Raw genomic sequence first — 16,366 nt, forward strand, 5'->3', positions numbered from 1 at the left:
AAGCCCGACCATGGCCCGCCATTCCTTTCACTGCATCGACGGACATACATGCGGCAATCCGGTGCGGCTTGTGGCTGGCGGCGGACCGCTTCTCGACGGTGCCACGATGATGGAAAGGCGGGCGCATTTCCTGGCGGAATTCGACTGGATCCGAACCGGACTGATGTTCGAACCGCGCGGCCACGACATGATGTCGGGCTCGATCCTCTACCCGCCGACGCGCGCGGATTGCGATATCGGCATTCTTTTCATCGAGACCTCGGGCTGCCTGCCGATGTGCGGCCACGGCACCATCGGCACGGTCACCTTCGCCCTCGAAAACGGGCTGGTGCGCCCAAAGACACCGGGCATGCTGCGCCTCGACACGCCGGCGGGACGCGTTGTCGCCACCTATGAGGAAAAGGACGGGCGGGTGGAGGAAGTGCGCATCACCAACGTCGCCTCATATCTGCATGCGCGCGATCTCGCCGTCGACTGCCCGGAGTTGGGACCGCTGACCGTCGACGTCGCCTATGGCGGCAATTTCTACGCCATCGTCGAGCCGCAGCGAAACTATCGCGACATGGCCGATTTCTCCGCCAACCAGCTGATCGCCTGGAGCCCCGTTCTGCGCGAGCGTCTCAACCGGGCATACCGCTTCGAACACCCGCAAGACCCCTCGATCAGCGGCCTGTCTCATATTTTGTGGACCGGTGCGCCGACAGTCGACGGCGCCCATGCCCGCAACGCCGTCTTTTACGGCGACAAGGCCATCGACCGGTCGCCCTGCGGAACCGGAACCTCGGCGCGCATGGCGCAACTCGCCGCCCGGGGCAGGCTGCGGCCCGGCGACGATTTCGTGCATCAATCGATCATCGGCTCGCTGTTTCGCGGGCGGGTCGAGGAAGAAACCACGCTGGCCGATCGCCCCGCCATCATTCCCTCGGTCGGCGGCTGGGCGCTTATGACCGGCTACAACACCATCTTTATCGATGATCGCGACCCGTTCGCGCATGGATTCGTCGTGCGCTGACAGGCCCGTGCCAGACATATCAGCCGAAACGAACGGTCGGCTGCAAATACACGGAATATGCGATTATTCACGCTTGAATGCAAAATTCGAGCAAAAATACCCGCAAAACGGGAAGACAAGGCAAGGACATTGCGTTGGCCCAGTGCTAGCTTCCGCGCTGGTCCAGGCACTCGAAGCCCCCACAGACAAAGAAGGGGGGCGGGGTCTTGGATGCGGCTGCCACGCACAATTTTGTCGTTGCAATCCCGTTTTGAAGGACTACGACTAGGGGAAATACAATAAGGGGTGCGCCGGCCTTGGCGACATTCCGCGGGGGGAGCCGCAGGCATGCTCGAATATTTCGTTCAGCAGCTCATTAACGGGCTGACTCTTGGATCGATCTACGGCCTGATCGCGATTGGCTATACGATGGTCTATGGGATCATCGGCATGATCAATTTCGCCCATGGCGACATCTTCATGGTCGGGTCGTTCATCGCCCTGGCGACGTTTTTGATCCTGACATCGGTGTTCGGCTTCGTCTTCCTACCGGTGGTCCTATTGATCGTGCTGATCATCGCCATGCTGTTCACCTCGGCCTGGGGCTGGACGGTCGAGCGGTTCGCCTACCGGCCGCTGCGCGGTTCGTTCCGGCTCGCTCCGCTGATCACCGCCATCGGCATGTCGATCGTGCTGCAGAACTTCGTCCAGGTCACGCAGGGCGCGCGCGTCAAGCCGCTGCCGCCGCAGATCCAGGGCGGCGTCACGCTGATGGAAGGGTCGACCGAAAACGGCACCATCCTCGTCCAGCTTTCCTACATGCAGATGATCATCATCTTCACGACCCTGGTCCTGATGGCCGGCTTCACGCTCTTGATCTCGCGCACCTCGCTGGGGCGCGCCCAGCGGGCTTGCGAGCAGGACCGCAAGATGGCGGCGCTGCTTGGCGTCAATGTCGACCGCACCATATCGCTGACCTTCGTCATGGGCGCCGCGCTGGCCGCCGTCGCCGGTCTGATGTTCTTGCTGCTCTACGGTGTGATCGACTTCTATATCGGCTTTCTGGCCGGGGTTAAGGCCTTCACCGCCGCCGTGCTCGGCGGCATCGGCTCACTGCCCGGCGCGATGCTCGGCGGCCTGGCGATCGGCCTGATCGAGGTTTTCTGGTCCGCCTATTTCACGGTCGAATACAAGGACGTCGCCGCGTTCTCGATCCTTGCCATCGTGCTGATCTTCCTGCCTTCGGGCCTGCTCGGCAAGCCGGAAGTGGAGAAGGTCTGATGGCCACCCGTTCCGTGCCGCTTTCGTCCGCCAGGGACGACGACCGCCTCGCCAATTCGCTGCGCGACGCTGCGATCGCAGCCCTCATGGTCTTCGCGCTCGGCTTCTTCTTTCTCGGCGTGCGCACCGACATCGCGCCCGGCGGGCTGGCGCTGACCTTTCGCTGGGGCCTGCTGTTTTCGGCCGTGGCGATCGTGTTTGCCGGCCGCCTACTGCTCAACCTGTTCGTGTTCAAGACATCGACGCCCGTCACTTCCCGCCTTGCCGATACGTTCTCGGGAACCGGAAGCAGTTTTGCCGGCCTCGGCAAATGGCTCGCCCGGGCGCTTTTGATATTCGCGATCGTGCTGCCCTTCTTCTTCACCTATTTCTTCCCCAGCAAGGACCGGCAATATATCGATCTCGCCATCCTGATCATGACCTACATCATGCTCGGCTGGGGCCTGAACATCGTCGTCGGCCTCGCCGGGCTGCTGGATCTGGGTTATGTCGCCTTTTATGCGGTGGGCGCCTATTCCTTCGCCCTGCTCGCCCAGAATTTCGGCTTCGGCTTCTGGATGGCCCTGCCGCTGGCTGGCCTTCTGGCCGCCTTCTGGGGCGTGATCCTGGGCTTTCCGGTGCTGCGTCTGCGCGGCGACTATCTCGCCATCGTCACGCTCGCCTTCGGCGAGATCATCCGCGTCGTGCTGCTCAACTGGTACGAATTCACCAACGGCCCGGACGGCATTTCCGGCATCCCGCGGCCGACCCTGTTCGGCCTCGAATTCTCGCGCGGCGAAGGCGGGTTCGCCGATTTCTTCGGCATTCCCTACGACAGCATCCACCGTTTCATCTATCTCTATTACATCATCTTCGTGCTGGCGATCATCACCAACCTGGTCACCATCCGGCTGCGCAAACTGCCGGTCGGACGGGCCTGGGAGGCTCTGCGCGAGGACGAGATCGCCTGCCGTTCGCTCGGCATCAACACCACCAACACCAAGCTCACCGCCTTTTCGATCGGGGCCATGTTCGGCGGCTTCGCCGGTTCCTTCTTCGCCACGCGTCAGGGTTTCATATCGCCGGAAAGCTTCACCTTCCTGGAATCGGCGATCATCCTCGCCATCGTCGTTCTCGGCGGCCTCGGATCGCAGATCGGCGTCGTCATCGCCTCCGTCGTCATGATCGGCGGCATCGAGATGCTGCGTAATCTGGGCTTCCTGCAGCATGTCTTCGGCGACGGGTTCGACCCGACCCAATACCGCATGCTGATCTTCGGCCTTGCCATGGTGCTGATCATGGTGTGGCGGCCGCGCGGCCTCATCACCACCCGCGAGCCGACGGCGGTGCTGAAGGAAAAGAAGCGCATCGGCGCCGACATGGTCGCACAGGGTGAAGGTCACTGATGGGGTCCGTGGTGCAAAACGAAATCGAAAGCGCCGCCCCGGCGCGCTGGGACCAGACCCCGATTCTGTCGGTCGAGCATCTGACCATGCGCTTCGGCGGCCTGGTCGCGGTCAATGATCTGTCCTTCAATGTCGGCCGCGGCGACATCACCGCGCTGATCGGCCCCAACGGCGCCGGCAAGACCACCGTGTTCAATTGCGTCACCGGTTTCTACAAACCCACCGAGGGCCGCACCGCGATGCGGCACGGCGCCGGATTGCAGGCCGGCGCCATCGAGGAGGTCACCCGTTCCGACCTGCGCTACAAGGAATCGTCGCAAGGCAGCGTCTATCTGCTCGAGCGCATGCCCGATTTCGAGATCTCGCAGCGCGCCAAGGTCGCCCGCACCTTCCAGAACATCCGCCTTTTCGGTGGCATGACCGCGCTGGAAAACCTGCTGGTGGCCCAGCACAATCCGCTGATGATCGCCTCGCTGTTCACCATTGGCGGCATTTTCGGGGTCCCCGGTTACAAGAAGGCGGAAAAACAGGCGATCGAAAAAGCCAAATACTGGCTGGAGCAGGTGCGCCTGACCGACCGTGCCGACGACCCGGCCGCCGACCTGCCCTACGGCGCCCAGCGCCGGCTGGAGATCGCCCGCGCGATGTGCACCGACCCGCTGCTGTTGTGCCTGGACGAACCCGCCGCCGGCCTCAATCCGCGCGAATCCCATGAACTCAACGAGCTTCTGCAATTCATCCGTGAGACGCACGGAACCTCGATCCTACTGATCGAGCACGATATGGGCGTGGTGATGGAGATTTCCGATCATGTCATCGTTCTCGACTACGGCGTGAAAATCTCCGACGGCGACGCACTGCATGTCAAAAGCGATCCGCGCGTCATCGCCGCCTATCTCGGCGTCGACGACGAGGCCGAGATCGACGTGCCGGAAATCAAGCACGATCTGGAAGAGGTGGTCGAGGAAGCCGAGGAACTGGCCGCGGCCGACAGGCCCAAGGCAAAGCCGAAAAAGACACGGCCGGCCGCCAAGGCGAGCGCCGACAAGCCGGTCGCCAAAAAGGCGGAGGCGCCGGCGGCCAGCGAGATCAAGATCAAGAACGCCGCCGATTTTCCCGGCCGCCAGCCGCACGGCACCAAGAAACCCGGCCCGGCCGGCCCGGACAGCCTCACCCGCATCAAGGGCATCGGACCGGCCAACGAAAAGAAACTCAACACCCTCGGCATCTGGCGGTTCGACCAGATCGCGGCCTGGAAGGCTCCGGAGGTCGACTGGGTCGGCGCCTGGCTCGCCTTTCCCGGCCGGATTCAGCGCGAGCAATGGGTGAAACAGGCCAAGACGCTGGCCAAGGGTCGCGAGACCGCCTTTTCCAAACGCGTCGACAAAGGCGAGGTCCCAACCAGCAAGACACGAATACCCCGCTCGGGCGGCAAGGGAGGCAAGCCATGAGCGAGGCCGGGCAACCCCTTTTGCGCATTCGCAATGTCGAGACCTATTACGGAAAGATCATCGCCTTGCGCGGTGTCGACGTCGATGTGTTTCCCGGCGAGATCGTCACCCTGATCGGCGCCAATGGCGCCGGCAAGTCGACGCTGATGATGACGATCTGCGGCAGCCCGCAGGCGCGCACCGGCGAGATCGTCTATGACGGCAACGACATCACCCAGGCTCCGACCCACGAGATCATGCGCCGCGGCATTGCCCAGTCGCCCGAGGGCCGGCGCATCTTCCCGCGCATGACGGTGATGGAAAACCTGCAAATGGGCGCGCTGCTCGTCGACGACGAGCATTTCGACGGCGATCTGGAGCGGATCTTCACCCTGTTCCCGCGCCTTAAGGAACGCGCCTCGCAGCGTGGCGGCACCTTGTCGGGCGGCGAGCAGCAGATGCTGGCGATCGCCCGCGCGCTGATGGGCCGGCCGAAGCTGCTCTTGCTGGACGAGCCCTCGCTTGGACTTGCACCGCTGATCGTCAAGCAGATCTTCGAGGTGATCGGCGAACTCAACAAGCGCGACGGTCTCACCGTCTTCCTGGTCGAACAGAACGCCTTTCATGCGCTCAAGCTGGCGCATCGCGGCTATGTCATGGTCAACGGCAAGATCACCATGAGCGGATCGGGCGCGGACCTGCTCAAGCGCGAGGAGGTTCGCGCAGCCTATCTCGAAGGCGGACGACACTGATGTGCCGACACCGGAGCCCGTCTGCGCGCTCGTCGCGCGCCGCGCGGATTGCCCGGCTGGCCGGTACGGAAAAAGCGCGGCCGTCTCGCCTGCGAAACCGGGACCGGACAACCCCTGACGGAAGCGGGAGATAGGAGCGGTTTCCCGGGTTCGGGGAGCCGAACCGCTCCCCCATCAATCGCCGCGGAGGCTTGGAAAGCGATATGGAAAACGAGAATTCGCTGCTTTGGGAAGTGACCTTCTGGGAATTCCTTTTCGTCACCGTCCTGTTGGCCGGGAGCGCGGCCTATCTGACCGGGCGCGCGGCCGCGCGCAGCTGGCTGCCGAAAGCGCAGCTTGCCTTTTACGTCCTGCTTTTGACGGCGGCGACCCGCTTCATCCATTTCGCCCTGTTCAACGGCACCCTTTTGTCCCTGCACTATTTCGTCGTCGACCTGATCGTGCTTATGGCGATCGCCTTCGCCGGCATGCGCATCACCCGCGCCTACCAGATGTCGACGCAATACAGCTTCGCCTTCCTGCGCTCCGGCCCGTTCGGTTGGAAGCCGCGGTGAAGCGGGGACATGGCGGTCCCGACCGCCGACCAGGCACGGCGGAAAGCCTTTATTTCCCCGCGAAATTGGGCTTTTATGTCGAGAGGCGGGAAGGGAACCCCGCATGCAACCGGACCGGAGAAAAAACACCATCGCCGCCGGTTTTTCCAATTGTCAGGTGTTTAAGGGAGTCACCATGAAAAAGGCATTATTGGCGAGCGTTGCGCTGACCTTCGCAATGTCGACCGCAGCGTATGCGGACATCGTAATCGCGACCGCCGGCCCGATGACCGGCCAGTATGCGTCCTTCGGTGCGCAGATGAAAGCCGGCGCCGAGCAGGCCGTGGAAGACATCAACGCTGCCGGTGGCGTCAACGGCGAAATGCTGAAGCTGGAAGTCGGCGACGACGCCTGCGATCCTAAGCAGGCCGTGGCGGTTGCCAACCAGTTCGCCGGCTCGGGTGTCGTCTTCGTGGCCGGGCATTTCTGCTCGGGATCGTCGATCCCGGCCTCGTCGGTCTATGCCGATGAGGGCATCGTGCAGATTTCGCCGGCCTCGACCAATCCGAAATTCACCGACGAGCGTCCGGGCGAAGGCGTGTTCCGCGTCTGCGGCCGCGACGATCAGCAGGGCGACGTCGCCGGCGCCTATCTGGCCGAGAACTTCGCCGACAAGAAGGTTGCCTTCGTTCACGACAAGACCGCCTATGGCAAGGGTCTCGCGGACGCCACCATGTCGGCCTACGAAAAGGCGGGCGGCAAGCCGGCCCTCTACGAGGCCTATACCGCCGGTGAAAAGGACTACACCGCGCTGGTCTCGAAGCTGAAGCAGGAAGGCGTCGGCGTGCTTTATGTCGGCGGCTATCACACCGAAGCCGGACTGATGGCGCGTCAGATGCGCGAACAGGGCATGGATACGATCCTGGTATCGGGCGACGCGCTCGTCACCGACGAGTATTGGGCCATTACCGGCGACGCCGGTGAGGGCACGCTGATGACCTTCTCGCCGGATCCGCGCAAGAATCCCGACGCAGCTCCGCTGGTCGAGAAATTCCGCGCCAAGGGCATCGAGCCGGAAGGCTACGTGCTTTACACCTATGCCGCGATCCAGGCCTGGGCCAACGCGGTCGAGGCAGGTGGGTCCACCGATTTCGAACCGGTGGTCAAGGCGCTGAACGAAGGCAAGTTCAACACCGTTCTGGGCGAACTCGAATTCAACGAGACCGGCGACGTGACGCTGCCCGGCTACGTCTTCTACGAGTGGAAGGACGGCAAGTACGACTATCTCTGATCCCGGCACCGGCCAGGATCCTGTCGGACACAAAGAGCCCGGGCGCGTTCCGGGCCTGCCAACGGAAACCCCCGTCGATCGTCGGCGGGGGTTTCGCATGTGTGGAGCCCTGGTTTTTTCAGCCTGCCGGCCGTCGACGCCGGAACGGGAGCCGGCCTCTGTGCGCTGTCGAGAGTGGTCCAAAAAAAAGCGCGCGGGTAAGTTAAGTAAAAGCCTGTCGCCCCGTTACCGCTGCGTCACGGGCAATCCCCGAAAGTCCGCACCGGCTGCGGCGCGCGTCACACAAACGGCCCGTTTTCGCGCCGAGCGCCCTTTCGCCGGGTCCCCGCAATTCGACCTCGCAAATACCGGCGATCCGACGCAGCAAAAAGCCCGATCGGAGACCGACCGGGCTTTTTCGCCAATGCTGAAGCAGAAGGGCTTATGCGGCCTCTTCCTGCTCGGAATCCTCGTTGTCGGCCTTGGCGCCGCGACGCGGACCCTTGGCTAGGTTCGCCTCGATCAGGCGCACCGACTCGGTTTCCGACATCTTGTTGACGGCCGCGATCTCGCGCGCCATGCGGTCGAGAGCCGCCTCGTAGAGCTGGCGTTCCGAATAGGACTGTTCCGGCTGGTTCTCGGCGCGATAGAGGTCGCGCACCACTTCCGAAATCGAGATCAGATCGCCGGAATTGATCTTGGCGTCATATTCCTGCGCGCGGCGCGACCACATGGTGCGCTTCACCCGGGCGCGGCCCTGCACCACCTTCAGCGCGCGTTCGACATAATCGGTTTCGGCGAGCTTGCGCATGCCAACCGACGTGGCCTTGGCGACCGGCACTTTCAGCCGCATCTTGTCCTTCTGAAAGTCGATCACGAACAGTTCCAGCTTGTGTCCGGCAACTTCCTGCTCCTCGATCGCGACAATCTGTCCCACGCCGTGCGCGGGATAGACGATGAATTCCGCGGTCTTGAAGCCCTGGCGGGTTGCGTTTTTCTTCTGCTGGGATGCCATACGCCCTAAACTCCTTGTTTGCGGCTCCGGCTTTTGTGCCGGATTCCTGCTTCGAACGACGAAATGACGTCCGAAACCCTGGTAGGGGCGCAAAACGAACCGTTTCCGGCACACGGGCATTTGCTGGCGCGCAGGCAATGAACCTGGCCAAGTCGCCTCGGACCGGAAACTGTAAGCACCTTTCGATGATTAAGGTTTTTGCGCCATCAAAAGACGAGGTAACGCCTAAAGGATGATCATTTCTATCACAATTATGCGAAAGAATCAACAACTTGCCGCAACAGCGAACGGCTCCGCGGGCTTATGCTTAAGGCCGCGAAACGTTAAGTCGGCAAATTCGTCGCCCCGGCAGCCGCGGGCTCAGTCGCCCTCGCCGGGTTCTGGAGAAAAATACTTCTCGAATTTATTGTCGACGCCGTCGAACTCCTTGCCGTCGGCCGGTGGCTCCTTCTTGGCGGTGATGTTGGGCCATTTCTCGGCATAGTCGGCATTGATCTTCAGCCAGGAATCGAGACCCGGCTCGGTATCCGGCTTGATCGCGTCGGCCGGGCACTCGGGTTCACACACGCCACAGTCGATGCACTCGTCAGGATGGATGACGAGCATGTTTTCGCCTTCGTAGAAACAATCGACGGGACAGACCTCGATACAGTCCATGTATTTGCACTTGATGCAATTGTCGATGACGACATAGGTCATGAAGGCACTCCGGGCACATGCGGCCTGCAACGTTTTCCGGTGAGGTAGCGCCTTTGCAATAGGCGTGCAAGAGGTGCTTTGTCGCCGGTCGGGGGGCATGGGGAATGGTTTTTCGCCGGCGGCCGAGGCTAGGGTTCGCCGCGCCACTTGTCCATGACGCGCCGCTCCTTCTTGGTCGGCCGACCGGCGCCGGCGTCGCGAAGACCAACCACGACGGACTTTTCGGCCGCCACGGGTTTTGGCGTCAGGTCCTCGTAAAGGGTGCGGGCTTCCACGGCCGGGCCCCGCCGCGTACCCGTGTCGAGGATCCGGTAGACCAGCACGTCACGGGCGCGCGCGATGGTCAACACGTCGTCGACGCGCACCTGATACGCCGCCTGGGCGATCTTCTCGCGATTGACCCGGACACTGCCCGCCTGCACCAGCTTGGCTGCCAGGGAGCGCGACTTGGCCACACGCGCGTAGAACAGCCATTTGTCGATGCGTTGGCGCTCGGGCCCGGCCATGGTCTATTTCTTGAGTTGCTCCTTGAGGGCGGCCAGCTTGGCGAACGGCGAATCGGGATCGATGCGGTCCCGCTTCTCCTCGCGCCGGGGGGCGAATTGCGGCTTGTCCTTGCCGCCCCCGCGCCGATTGCCGCCGCCCTTGAAGCGGCCGGCCTTGGCCTGTTCGCCCTTGTCCCTGCCGTCCCCGTCCTTGCCGCTCTTGCCATGCTTGTCGAAACGCGGCTTGCCGCCTTCCTCGCCCGCCGCGCGGCGCGGCCTGCGCCCGGCGCCGTCGCGGCCGGAGCGGTTGCGATTGCCGCCCATGCGGCCGGGACGCCAGAGGGTGACCAGTTTCGGTTCGCCCGCCTCCGCGTCGGCCTCCGGCTGGGCGGCCGGGGCGCCTTCGTCGCCAACCGTTTTCTCGACGGCCTCGGCGGCTGCCGTGGTTTGCCCCTCGCCTGCCGCAATCTCGTCTGAAGCGGGCTGCCCGGCCGGATCGTCCTTGGCCGGAACCGGGCTTTCGCCGGCAGCGGCTTTTGCCTCATCCGGCGCGACCGGGAGGGCGCTCGCAGCCGGCTCGGCGTCGCCCGCAGCCGTAGACGCCGCATCCGCGGTCCCGGCATCCGTCTCGCTTGCGGTAACGGGGGCTGCCTCTGGCGTATCGGCGCCGGCGGCCGCATCCGACCTGCCTTCGCCGGCAACGGCGCCGGCCTCCATGGCGCCCGCATCGGGCGCCGGCACGGCCTGCGCTTCGTCTTTTGCCGCAGCGGCCTGGGCGGCCGCGGCCGCCTTCGCGGCGGCTTCGGCATCGAGCGCGTCGAGCCGCCCCTTGATCTCTTCGGCCGGCTTGGGTTCGCCGCGATAGCCCAGGCCCTTGAGGATTTCATCCATGTCCTCGGCGGTCGCGCCGAGGATCGACATCATCGCCGGCGTGACCAAAAAGCCATTGCCGTCGAAGGCGCCGTCGGGCCGCGATCCGCTGCCCGGTCGCCATGCCAGCGCGGGGCGGATCAGGTCGGCCAGCCGCTCGAGAATGTCGATGCGTACCGCGCGCCGTCCGAGCCGGCGAAAACCGGCAAGGCGATAGAATTCCTTTTCGAATTCCGGCTCGATCACCAGCGAGGTGCGGCCGGAGGCGAGCCCGTGAACGACATCGCCGAAACCGGGCTTGTCCTTGCCGTCGTTCTGCAGCGCCCACAACAAGGTCACCAGTCCCGCCGGGCCGGGCTTCAGCAGCGCCGGAACGAAGATGTGGTAGGCGCCGAAGCGCACGCCGAGCCGCCGCAGCGCGCCGCGCGCCTCCTGATCGAGCCCGCGCACTTCGTCGGCCACCTCGCGGCGACCGATCATGCCGAGATTTTCCACCAGCCGGAAAGCGATGCCGCGGGCGATGCCGGAAAGCTGTTCGGCGTCACGCAGATCGGCCAGCGGCTTGAGCAGGCTGTCGATCTGGAAGGCGACGAAACGCTCGATGCGCGCCGCGACCTTGTCGCGCGCCGGCCCGGTCACCTGTTCGTCGGCAAGCAGCACCGCGCGCGGACGCAGAAGGTCCTCGCTCGCTACCAGCGTGGCCACCGGCGCGCCGATCCAGCGCACGACACCGTCCGACCCGAGCGCGAGGTCGCCGTTGCCGGTCGCAGCGAAGCGCTCGGCTCGGGCCTCGAACTCCTGCGCCAGCGCCTTTTGCGCGGCCGTTTTCACCGCGCGCGCATCCTCGCCGCCTGCCGACTGGTCGGCGGTAAAGCGGAACCCCTGCAATTCGCCGACATGATGTCCTTCCACGAGGACCTGTCCGGACGGATTGATTTCAGCGTCAAGCATCGTGTTTTCTCTCAGCCGCTTCATGAGCACGGAAGTCCTGCGGTCAACGAAGCGTTTCGTCAACCGCTCATGTAACGCATCGGACAGCCGGTCCTCGATCTCGCGCGTTTTTTCCTGCCAGTGTGCCGGATCGGCAAGCCAGCCCGGACGGTGGGAGACGAAGGTCCAGGTGCGGATCTGCGCGATGCGCTGCGACAGCGCGTCGATTTCGCCCTGGGTGGTGTCGGCGCGACGCACCTGCTCGGCCATGTAGTTTTCGTCGACATGACCGCGGCGCACGAGGTCGGTATAGATGGCGCCGATCAGATCGGCGTGCTGGGCCGGCGCGATCCGTCGATAGTCCGGCAGCGCGCACACATCCCACAAGGTCGCCACCCGCTCCCGCGTCGTCGCCAGATCGCGTATGTCGGCGTCGCGGATCACCGTCTCCAGCGCTTGCTGGTCGACCGCCGGCGGCGCCCGGGTCAGCCCCTCGACCGGCGCCGGGGTTTCGATCGACCGGCGCAACGCGTCCAGACTGCCAAAGTCGAATTCGGCCGTGCGCCATTGCAGCACCCGCACCGGCTCGAAATCGTGCGCTTCGATCTTTTCGACGAGCTCGTCGTCGAACGGATCGACCTGGCCGGTGACCCCGAACGTGCCATCGCGCATGTGCCGGCCGGCGCGGCCGGCGATCTGGCCGAGTTCGGCGGCGGTGAGCTGGCGGTACTGATAGCCGTCGAACTTGCGGTTCTGCGCAAACGCGACGTGGTCGACATCGAGATTCAGCCCCATGCCGATCGCATCGGTGGCGACCAGATAGTCGACGTCGCCCGACTGGTAGAGCGCGACCTGGGCATTGCGGGTGCGCGGACTGAGCGCGCCGAGCACCACGGCAGCACCGCCGCGCTGACGACGGATCAGCTCGGCGATCGCGTAGACCTCGTCGGCCGAGAACGCGACGATCGCCGTGCGCGGCGGCAGGCGCGTGATCTTCTTGGAGCCCGAATAGGCAAGATGCGACATGCGTGGCCGGGTGACGACCGACAGGCCCTTGAGCAGCCGTTCCAGGATGCCGCGCATCGTCGCCGCACCGAGAAGCAAAGTCTCCTGCCGGCCGCGCAGATGCAGGATACGGTCGGTGAAGATGTGGCCGCGCTCCAGGTCGCCGGCGAGCTGGACCTCGTCAATCGCCACGAAGGCGGCATCTGTCTGGCGCGGCATCGCCTCCACGGTGCAGACCGAAAACCGAGCGCCCGGCGGCTGGATCTTCTCCTCGCCGGTGATCAGCGCGACATTGTCGGCGCCCACCTTGTCGGCGACCCGACCGTAGACCTCGCGCGCCAGAAGCCGCAGCGGCAGGCCGATCACGCCGGTTTCGTGCGCGACCATGCGTTCGATGGCGAGATGGGTCTTGCCGGTATTGGTCGGCCCGAGAATCGCGGTCACGTCGCGCCCGGACAGAATCAGCGGCCCCTGCTGTTTCGGCTGAATATTCATGGAATGGCAATCAGGCCCTTTGCGCCAATGCCCTTTTGTCGCCGTCTGATCGTTCCGGCGCTAGGCGCTGAGGGCGAAGTGAGGGCGGATTTCGCCAGGAAGACATAGGAGCTTTCCCGCCCGAACACAATCGGCAAGCGCCGCCGGGCGGGCTGGCGCCGCAATTGGAACGGGACTGGAACGAATCGGCGACGAATCGCTGACTCGGCCTGATTCAGGGTTTGTTCCATGCGCCTATCTGGTGTTCGTCCGGGCGCGGGACACCAGATGGTGAATCGGCATATGTGGTCGGCAACACCCACCGGCAGCCGCGAGACTTGGCCTCAGGGCGCGGCCGGTGCAGGATACACCCTGTCGGCCAAAAGGCTGCGGCGCGGATGCGGGGTGGAACCGGGAATGCGCGGGCATCGTCTTGAAACGGCAATATCTGGCATCCGGCGATGGCTGTTGGCGGCGGCCTTGCTTTTGGGCGCAGTGCTACCGAGTCAAGGCTGGGCCGACGAGGGCACCGAGATCACCCGGCGTTATTATGCCATCAGCGGCCGCTCCCGCGCCGAACTGCTCGCCTCCGTGCGGCGCAATGCACCCCGCGCCGGGTCGGCCTACGGTATCGGTTTCATCGATTTTCATCCGCGCTACACGCTCGCGCCGATCGCCGAGGGCTGCCGCGTCGACACGGCCACGGTCGGCTTGCGGATCGTGTTGCGCCTGCCGCGCTGGAACGGAGCCAAGGACGCGCCGCGGGCGGTAAAGCGGCTCGCCGCCCGTTTCGAGCGCGCGATCACAGCGCATGAAATGCAACATGTGCGCATCGCCAAACACCATGCACGGCGCATGGCGCGCCAGATCGCGCGTCTCAAACCGGCCGAGAACTGCTGGAGGTTGCGGCGTGCGGCCCAAGCCGTGATCGCACGACACAAAAAGGCCCATCGCGCGAGCCAAGCCGCCTTCGATCGGCGCACCCGCAAGGCCATCAAGCGGCTCTTGTGAAGGCGCCGCGGCCGCGCCGGATTTCATCCGTCAGGTGAAATATTGCCCGCCATTGGCCGTGATCGTCGAGCCGGTGATGAAGCCGGCGTCGTCGGAGGCGAGAAAGACCACGCAGCGCGCGATCTCGTCCGCTTCGCCGAGACGGCCGACCGGAATCTGGGCGATGATCGCCTCGCGCACTTTCTCCGGCACGGCCATGACCATGTCGGTTCCGATATAGCCCGGGCAGATCGCGTTGACGGTGATGCCGTTGCGCGCGCCCTCCTGGGCCAGCGCCTTGGTGAAGCCGAGATCGCCGGCCTTCGACGCGGAATAGTTGGCCTGGGCAAACTGTCCCTTCTGACCGTTGATGGAGGAGATGGTGATGACCCGGCCGAACTTGCGCTCGCGCATGCCATTCCAGACCGGATGGGTCATGTTGAAGACGCCGTTGAGATTGGTGTTGATGACGTCGGTCCACTGTTCCCTGGTCATCTTGTGAAAGGGGGCGTCGCGGGTGATGCCGGCATTGTTGACCAGAATATCGACCGGTCCGAGATCGGCTTCGACCTGGGCGATGCCGCCGGCGCAGGCGTCGTAATCGGCCACGGACCATTTGTAGACCGGAATGCCGGTTTCGGCGTTGAAGCCCTGCGCCGCCTCGTCATTGCCGGCATAGTTGGCCGCTACGTTGCAGCCCGCCTGTTTGAGCGCGACGGCGATTGCCGCCCCGATGCCGCGCGTTCCCCCGGTGACGATCGCGGTTCTGGCCATTTGGTTCTCCTCCCTGTCTGCGGAGAGGCTGACGGTTCACGACGGCTGGCGAAGTGCGGGGTCGGAAGCCGCTTCGCTCTTTTTCCGCCGCTCCCGCGCGCCGCCCCCCTCTTTTCTGCCGTTTGCTCAGTTCATCGCTTCCACGCACATGGCGACCCCCATGCCGCCGCCGATGCACAAGGTGGCAAGGCCCTTCTTCGCACCGCGCCGCTGCATCTCGTGCACCAGCGTGTTGAAGATGCGCGCGCCCGAGGCGCCGATCGGATGGCCGATCGCGATCGCGCCGCCGTTGACGTTCACGATGTCCGGATCCCAGCCCATATCCTTGTTAACCGCGCAGGCCTGTGCGGCGAAGGCCTCGTTGGCCTCGACCAGGTCGAGATCCGCTGCCTTCCAGCCGGCCCGTTCGAGCGCCTTGCGCGAGGCCGGGATCGGTCCCGTCCCCATCACCTTGGGATCGACGCCGGCGGTCGCCCACGACACGATGCGCGCCAGCGGCTTGACGCCGCGGCGGGTCGCCTCGTCCTCGCTCATCAGCAGCGCCGCGGCTGCGCCGTCGTTGATACCCGACGCGTTCGCGGCCGTCACGGAGCCCTCCTTGTCGAAGGCCGGCCGCAGCTTCTGCATGGCCTCGATGGTCGCGCCGTGGCGAATATATTCGTCGGCGTCGACCACGATGTCGCCCTTGCGCGTCTTGATCGTCACGGCGACGATCTCGTCCTTGAACTTGCCGGCCTTTTGGGCGGCTTCCGCCTTGTTTTGCGAGGCGAGCGCGAACTGGTCCTGGTCGTCGCGGGAAATCTGGAACTGGCGCGCCACGTTCTCCGCCGTCACGCCCATGTGATAGCCGTTGAACGCATCCCACAACCCGTCCCGGATCATGGTGTCGATCATGGCGTAGTCGCCCATCTTCACGCCGGCGCGCAGATGCTGGCAATGCGGCGACAGCGACATCGATTCCTGGCCGCCCGCCACGATGATCCGGGCATCGCCGCTGGCGATCTGCTGCATGCCCACGGCAATCGCCCGCAGACCCGATCCACACACCTGGTTGAGCCCCCAGGCGCTGGTTTCCTTGGGCATGCCGGCCGCCATCGAGGCCTGGCGCGCGGGGTTCTGGCCCTGGCCGGCCGTAAGCACCTGCCCCAGGATCACCTCGTCGACTTCGGCCGGCTCGACACCGGCCCGCGCCAGCACTTCCTTGAGCACGACCGCGCCCAGATCGTGCGCGGGCGTGGTGGCGAACGCGCCGTTGAAGGAACCGACCGCGGTGCGCGCGGCACTGGCGATGACGATGGAGGGCGAAGCGGACATCCTGGTCTCCCTGTGTGCGGGCATATCGCAACTTTGTTGCCCGTAGCTTGGCGCGAGTCAAATTCGAAATGCGCGGCACGGCGCCTCGCCCTGGCGAAAGCCCGGGCTGGCCGCGCGCTCTTTCCTGCGGTGCACAAATCGCTTTTCATTGATGCGGCTTTGCGCATA

At 64.6% G+C, this 16,366-nt stretch carries 14 protein-coding genes; 8 read left to right on the forward strand and 6 right to left on the reverse strand.

Features of this window, described 5'->3' with window-relative positions; all coding sequences use genetic code 11:
- Nucleotides 1–10 precede the first annotated feature (10 nt).
- The 7 genes from C7T96_RS05695 (at nucleotide 11) to C7T96_RS05725 (ending at nucleotide 7,663) form a co-directional block, all read left to right on the forward strand.
- Nucleotides 11–1,012: a 4-hydroxyproline epimerase gene (locus C7T96_RS05695; protein ID WP_106570212.1), complete on the forward strand. Its 1,002-nt coding sequence runs from the start codon at nucleotides 11–13 to the stop codon at nucleotides 1,010–1,012.
- A 327-nt stretch (nucleotides 1,013–1,339) separates the two neighbouring features.
- The gene (locus C7T96_RS05700; protein ID WP_106570213.1) at nucleotides 1,340–2,272 is read left to right on the forward strand and encodes a branched-chain amino acid ABC transporter permease LivH; all 933 of its coding nucleotides are present in this window, start codon (nucleotides 1,340–1,342) and stop codon (nucleotides 2,270–2,272) included.
- Complete coding sequence (gene livM, locus C7T96_RS05705; RefSeq protein WP_106570214.1) at nucleotides 2,272–3,657, forward strand: high-affinity branched-chain amino acid ABC transporter permease LivM; 1,386 nt, start codon at nucleotides 2,272–2,274, stop codon at nucleotides 3,655–3,657. The genes C7T96_RS05700 and livM overlap by 1 nt, the downstream gene beginning before the upstream one ends.
- An 86-nt stretch (nucleotides 3,658–3,743) precedes the next feature.
- Nucleotides 3,744–5,108: an ATP-binding cassette domain-containing protein gene (locus tag C7T96_RS05710; RefSeq protein ID WP_245414090.1), complete on the forward strand. Its 1,365-nt coding sequence runs from the start codon at nucleotides 3,744–3,746 to the stop codon at nucleotides 5,106–5,108.
- Nucleotides 5,105–5,839, forward strand: coding sequence for an ABC transporter ATP-binding protein (locus C7T96_RS05715; RefSeq protein WP_106570216.1), 735 nt, complete (start codon nucleotides 5,105–5,107; stop codon nucleotides 5,837–5,839). The genes C7T96_RS05710 and C7T96_RS05715 overlap by 4 nt, the downstream gene beginning before the upstream one ends.
- A 203-nt stretch (nucleotides 5,840–6,042) precedes the next feature.
- Nucleotides 6,043–6,393 (forward strand): DUF6867 family protein, encoded by a 351-nt coding sequence (locus tag C7T96_RS05720; RefSeq protein ID WP_106570217.1) that lies wholly within the window; start codon nucleotides 6,043–6,045, stop codon nucleotides 6,391–6,393.
- 175 nt (nucleotides 6,394–6,568) lie between these two features.
- Nucleotides 6,569–7,663: a branched-chain amino acid ABC transporter substrate-binding protein gene (locus C7T96_RS05725; RefSeq protein ID WP_106570514.1), complete on the forward strand. Its 1,095-nt coding sequence runs from the start codon at nucleotides 6,569–6,571 to the stop codon at nucleotides 7,661–7,663.
- Between the two features lie 421 nt (nucleotides 7,664–8,084).
- On the opposite strand, the gene C7T96_RS05730 is transcribed toward C7T96_RS05725, so the two are convergent.
- From C7T96_RS05730 to C7T96_RS05745, 4 genes are all read right to left on the reverse strand, one after another.
- Nucleotides 8,085–8,657, reverse strand: coding sequence for a CarD family transcriptional regulator (locus C7T96_RS05730; RefSeq protein ID WP_106570218.1), 573 nt, complete (start codon nucleotides 8,655–8,657; stop codon nucleotides 8,085–8,087).
- A 360-nt stretch (nucleotides 8,658–9,017) separates the two neighbouring features.
- Entirely contained in the window at nucleotides 9,018–9,356 is a 339-nt protein-coding gene (gene fdxA, locus C7T96_RS05735; RefSeq protein ID WP_106570219.1) for a ferredoxin FdxA, read from the reverse strand.
- A gap of 128 nt (nucleotides 9,357–9,484) precedes the next feature.
- Nucleotides 9,485–9,862, reverse strand: coding sequence for an RNA-binding S4 domain-containing protein (locus tag C7T96_RS05740; protein WP_106570220.1), 378 nt, complete (start codon nucleotides 9,860–9,862; stop codon nucleotides 9,485–9,487).
- A gap of 3 nt (nucleotides 9,863–9,865) precedes the next feature.
- Entirely contained in the window at nucleotides 9,866–13,141 is a 3,276-nt protein-coding gene (locus C7T96_RS05745) for a helicase-related protein (protein WP_106570221.1), read from the reverse strand.
- A 474-nt stretch (nucleotides 13,142–13,615) separates the two neighbouring features.
- Between C7T96_RS05745 and C7T96_RS05750 the strand changes: the two genes are divergently transcribed.
- Nucleotides 13,616–14,131 (forward strand): DUF922 domain-containing protein, encoded by a 516-nt coding sequence (locus C7T96_RS05750; protein ID WP_158264311.1) that lies wholly within the window; start codon nucleotides 13,616–13,618, stop codon nucleotides 14,129–14,131.
- 30 nt (nucleotides 14,132–14,161) lie between these two features.
- On the opposite strand, the gene phbB is transcribed toward C7T96_RS05750, so the two are convergent.
- On the reverse strand, nucleotides 14,162–14,884 hold the full coding sequence (gene phbB / locus C7T96_RS05755; RefSeq protein WP_106570223.1) for an acetoacetyl-CoA reductase: 723 nt from the start codon (nucleotides 14,882–14,884) through the stop codon (nucleotides 14,162–14,164).
- Nucleotides 14,885–15,010: 126 nt separating this feature from the next.
- Nucleotides 15,011–16,198 (reverse strand): acetyl-CoA C-acetyltransferase, encoded by a 1,188-nt coding sequence (locus tag C7T96_RS05760; RefSeq protein ID WP_106570224.1) that lies wholly within the window; start codon nucleotides 16,196–16,198, stop codon nucleotides 15,011–15,013.
- Between the last annotated feature and the right edge of the window lie 168 nt (nucleotides 16,199–16,366).

It is taken from the genome of Nitratireductor sp. StC3 (genome assembly GCF_003015025.1).
GTDB lineage: Bacteria > Pseudomonadota > Alphaproteobacteria > Rhizobiales > Rhizobiaceae > Mangrovimarina > Mangrovimarina alexandrii.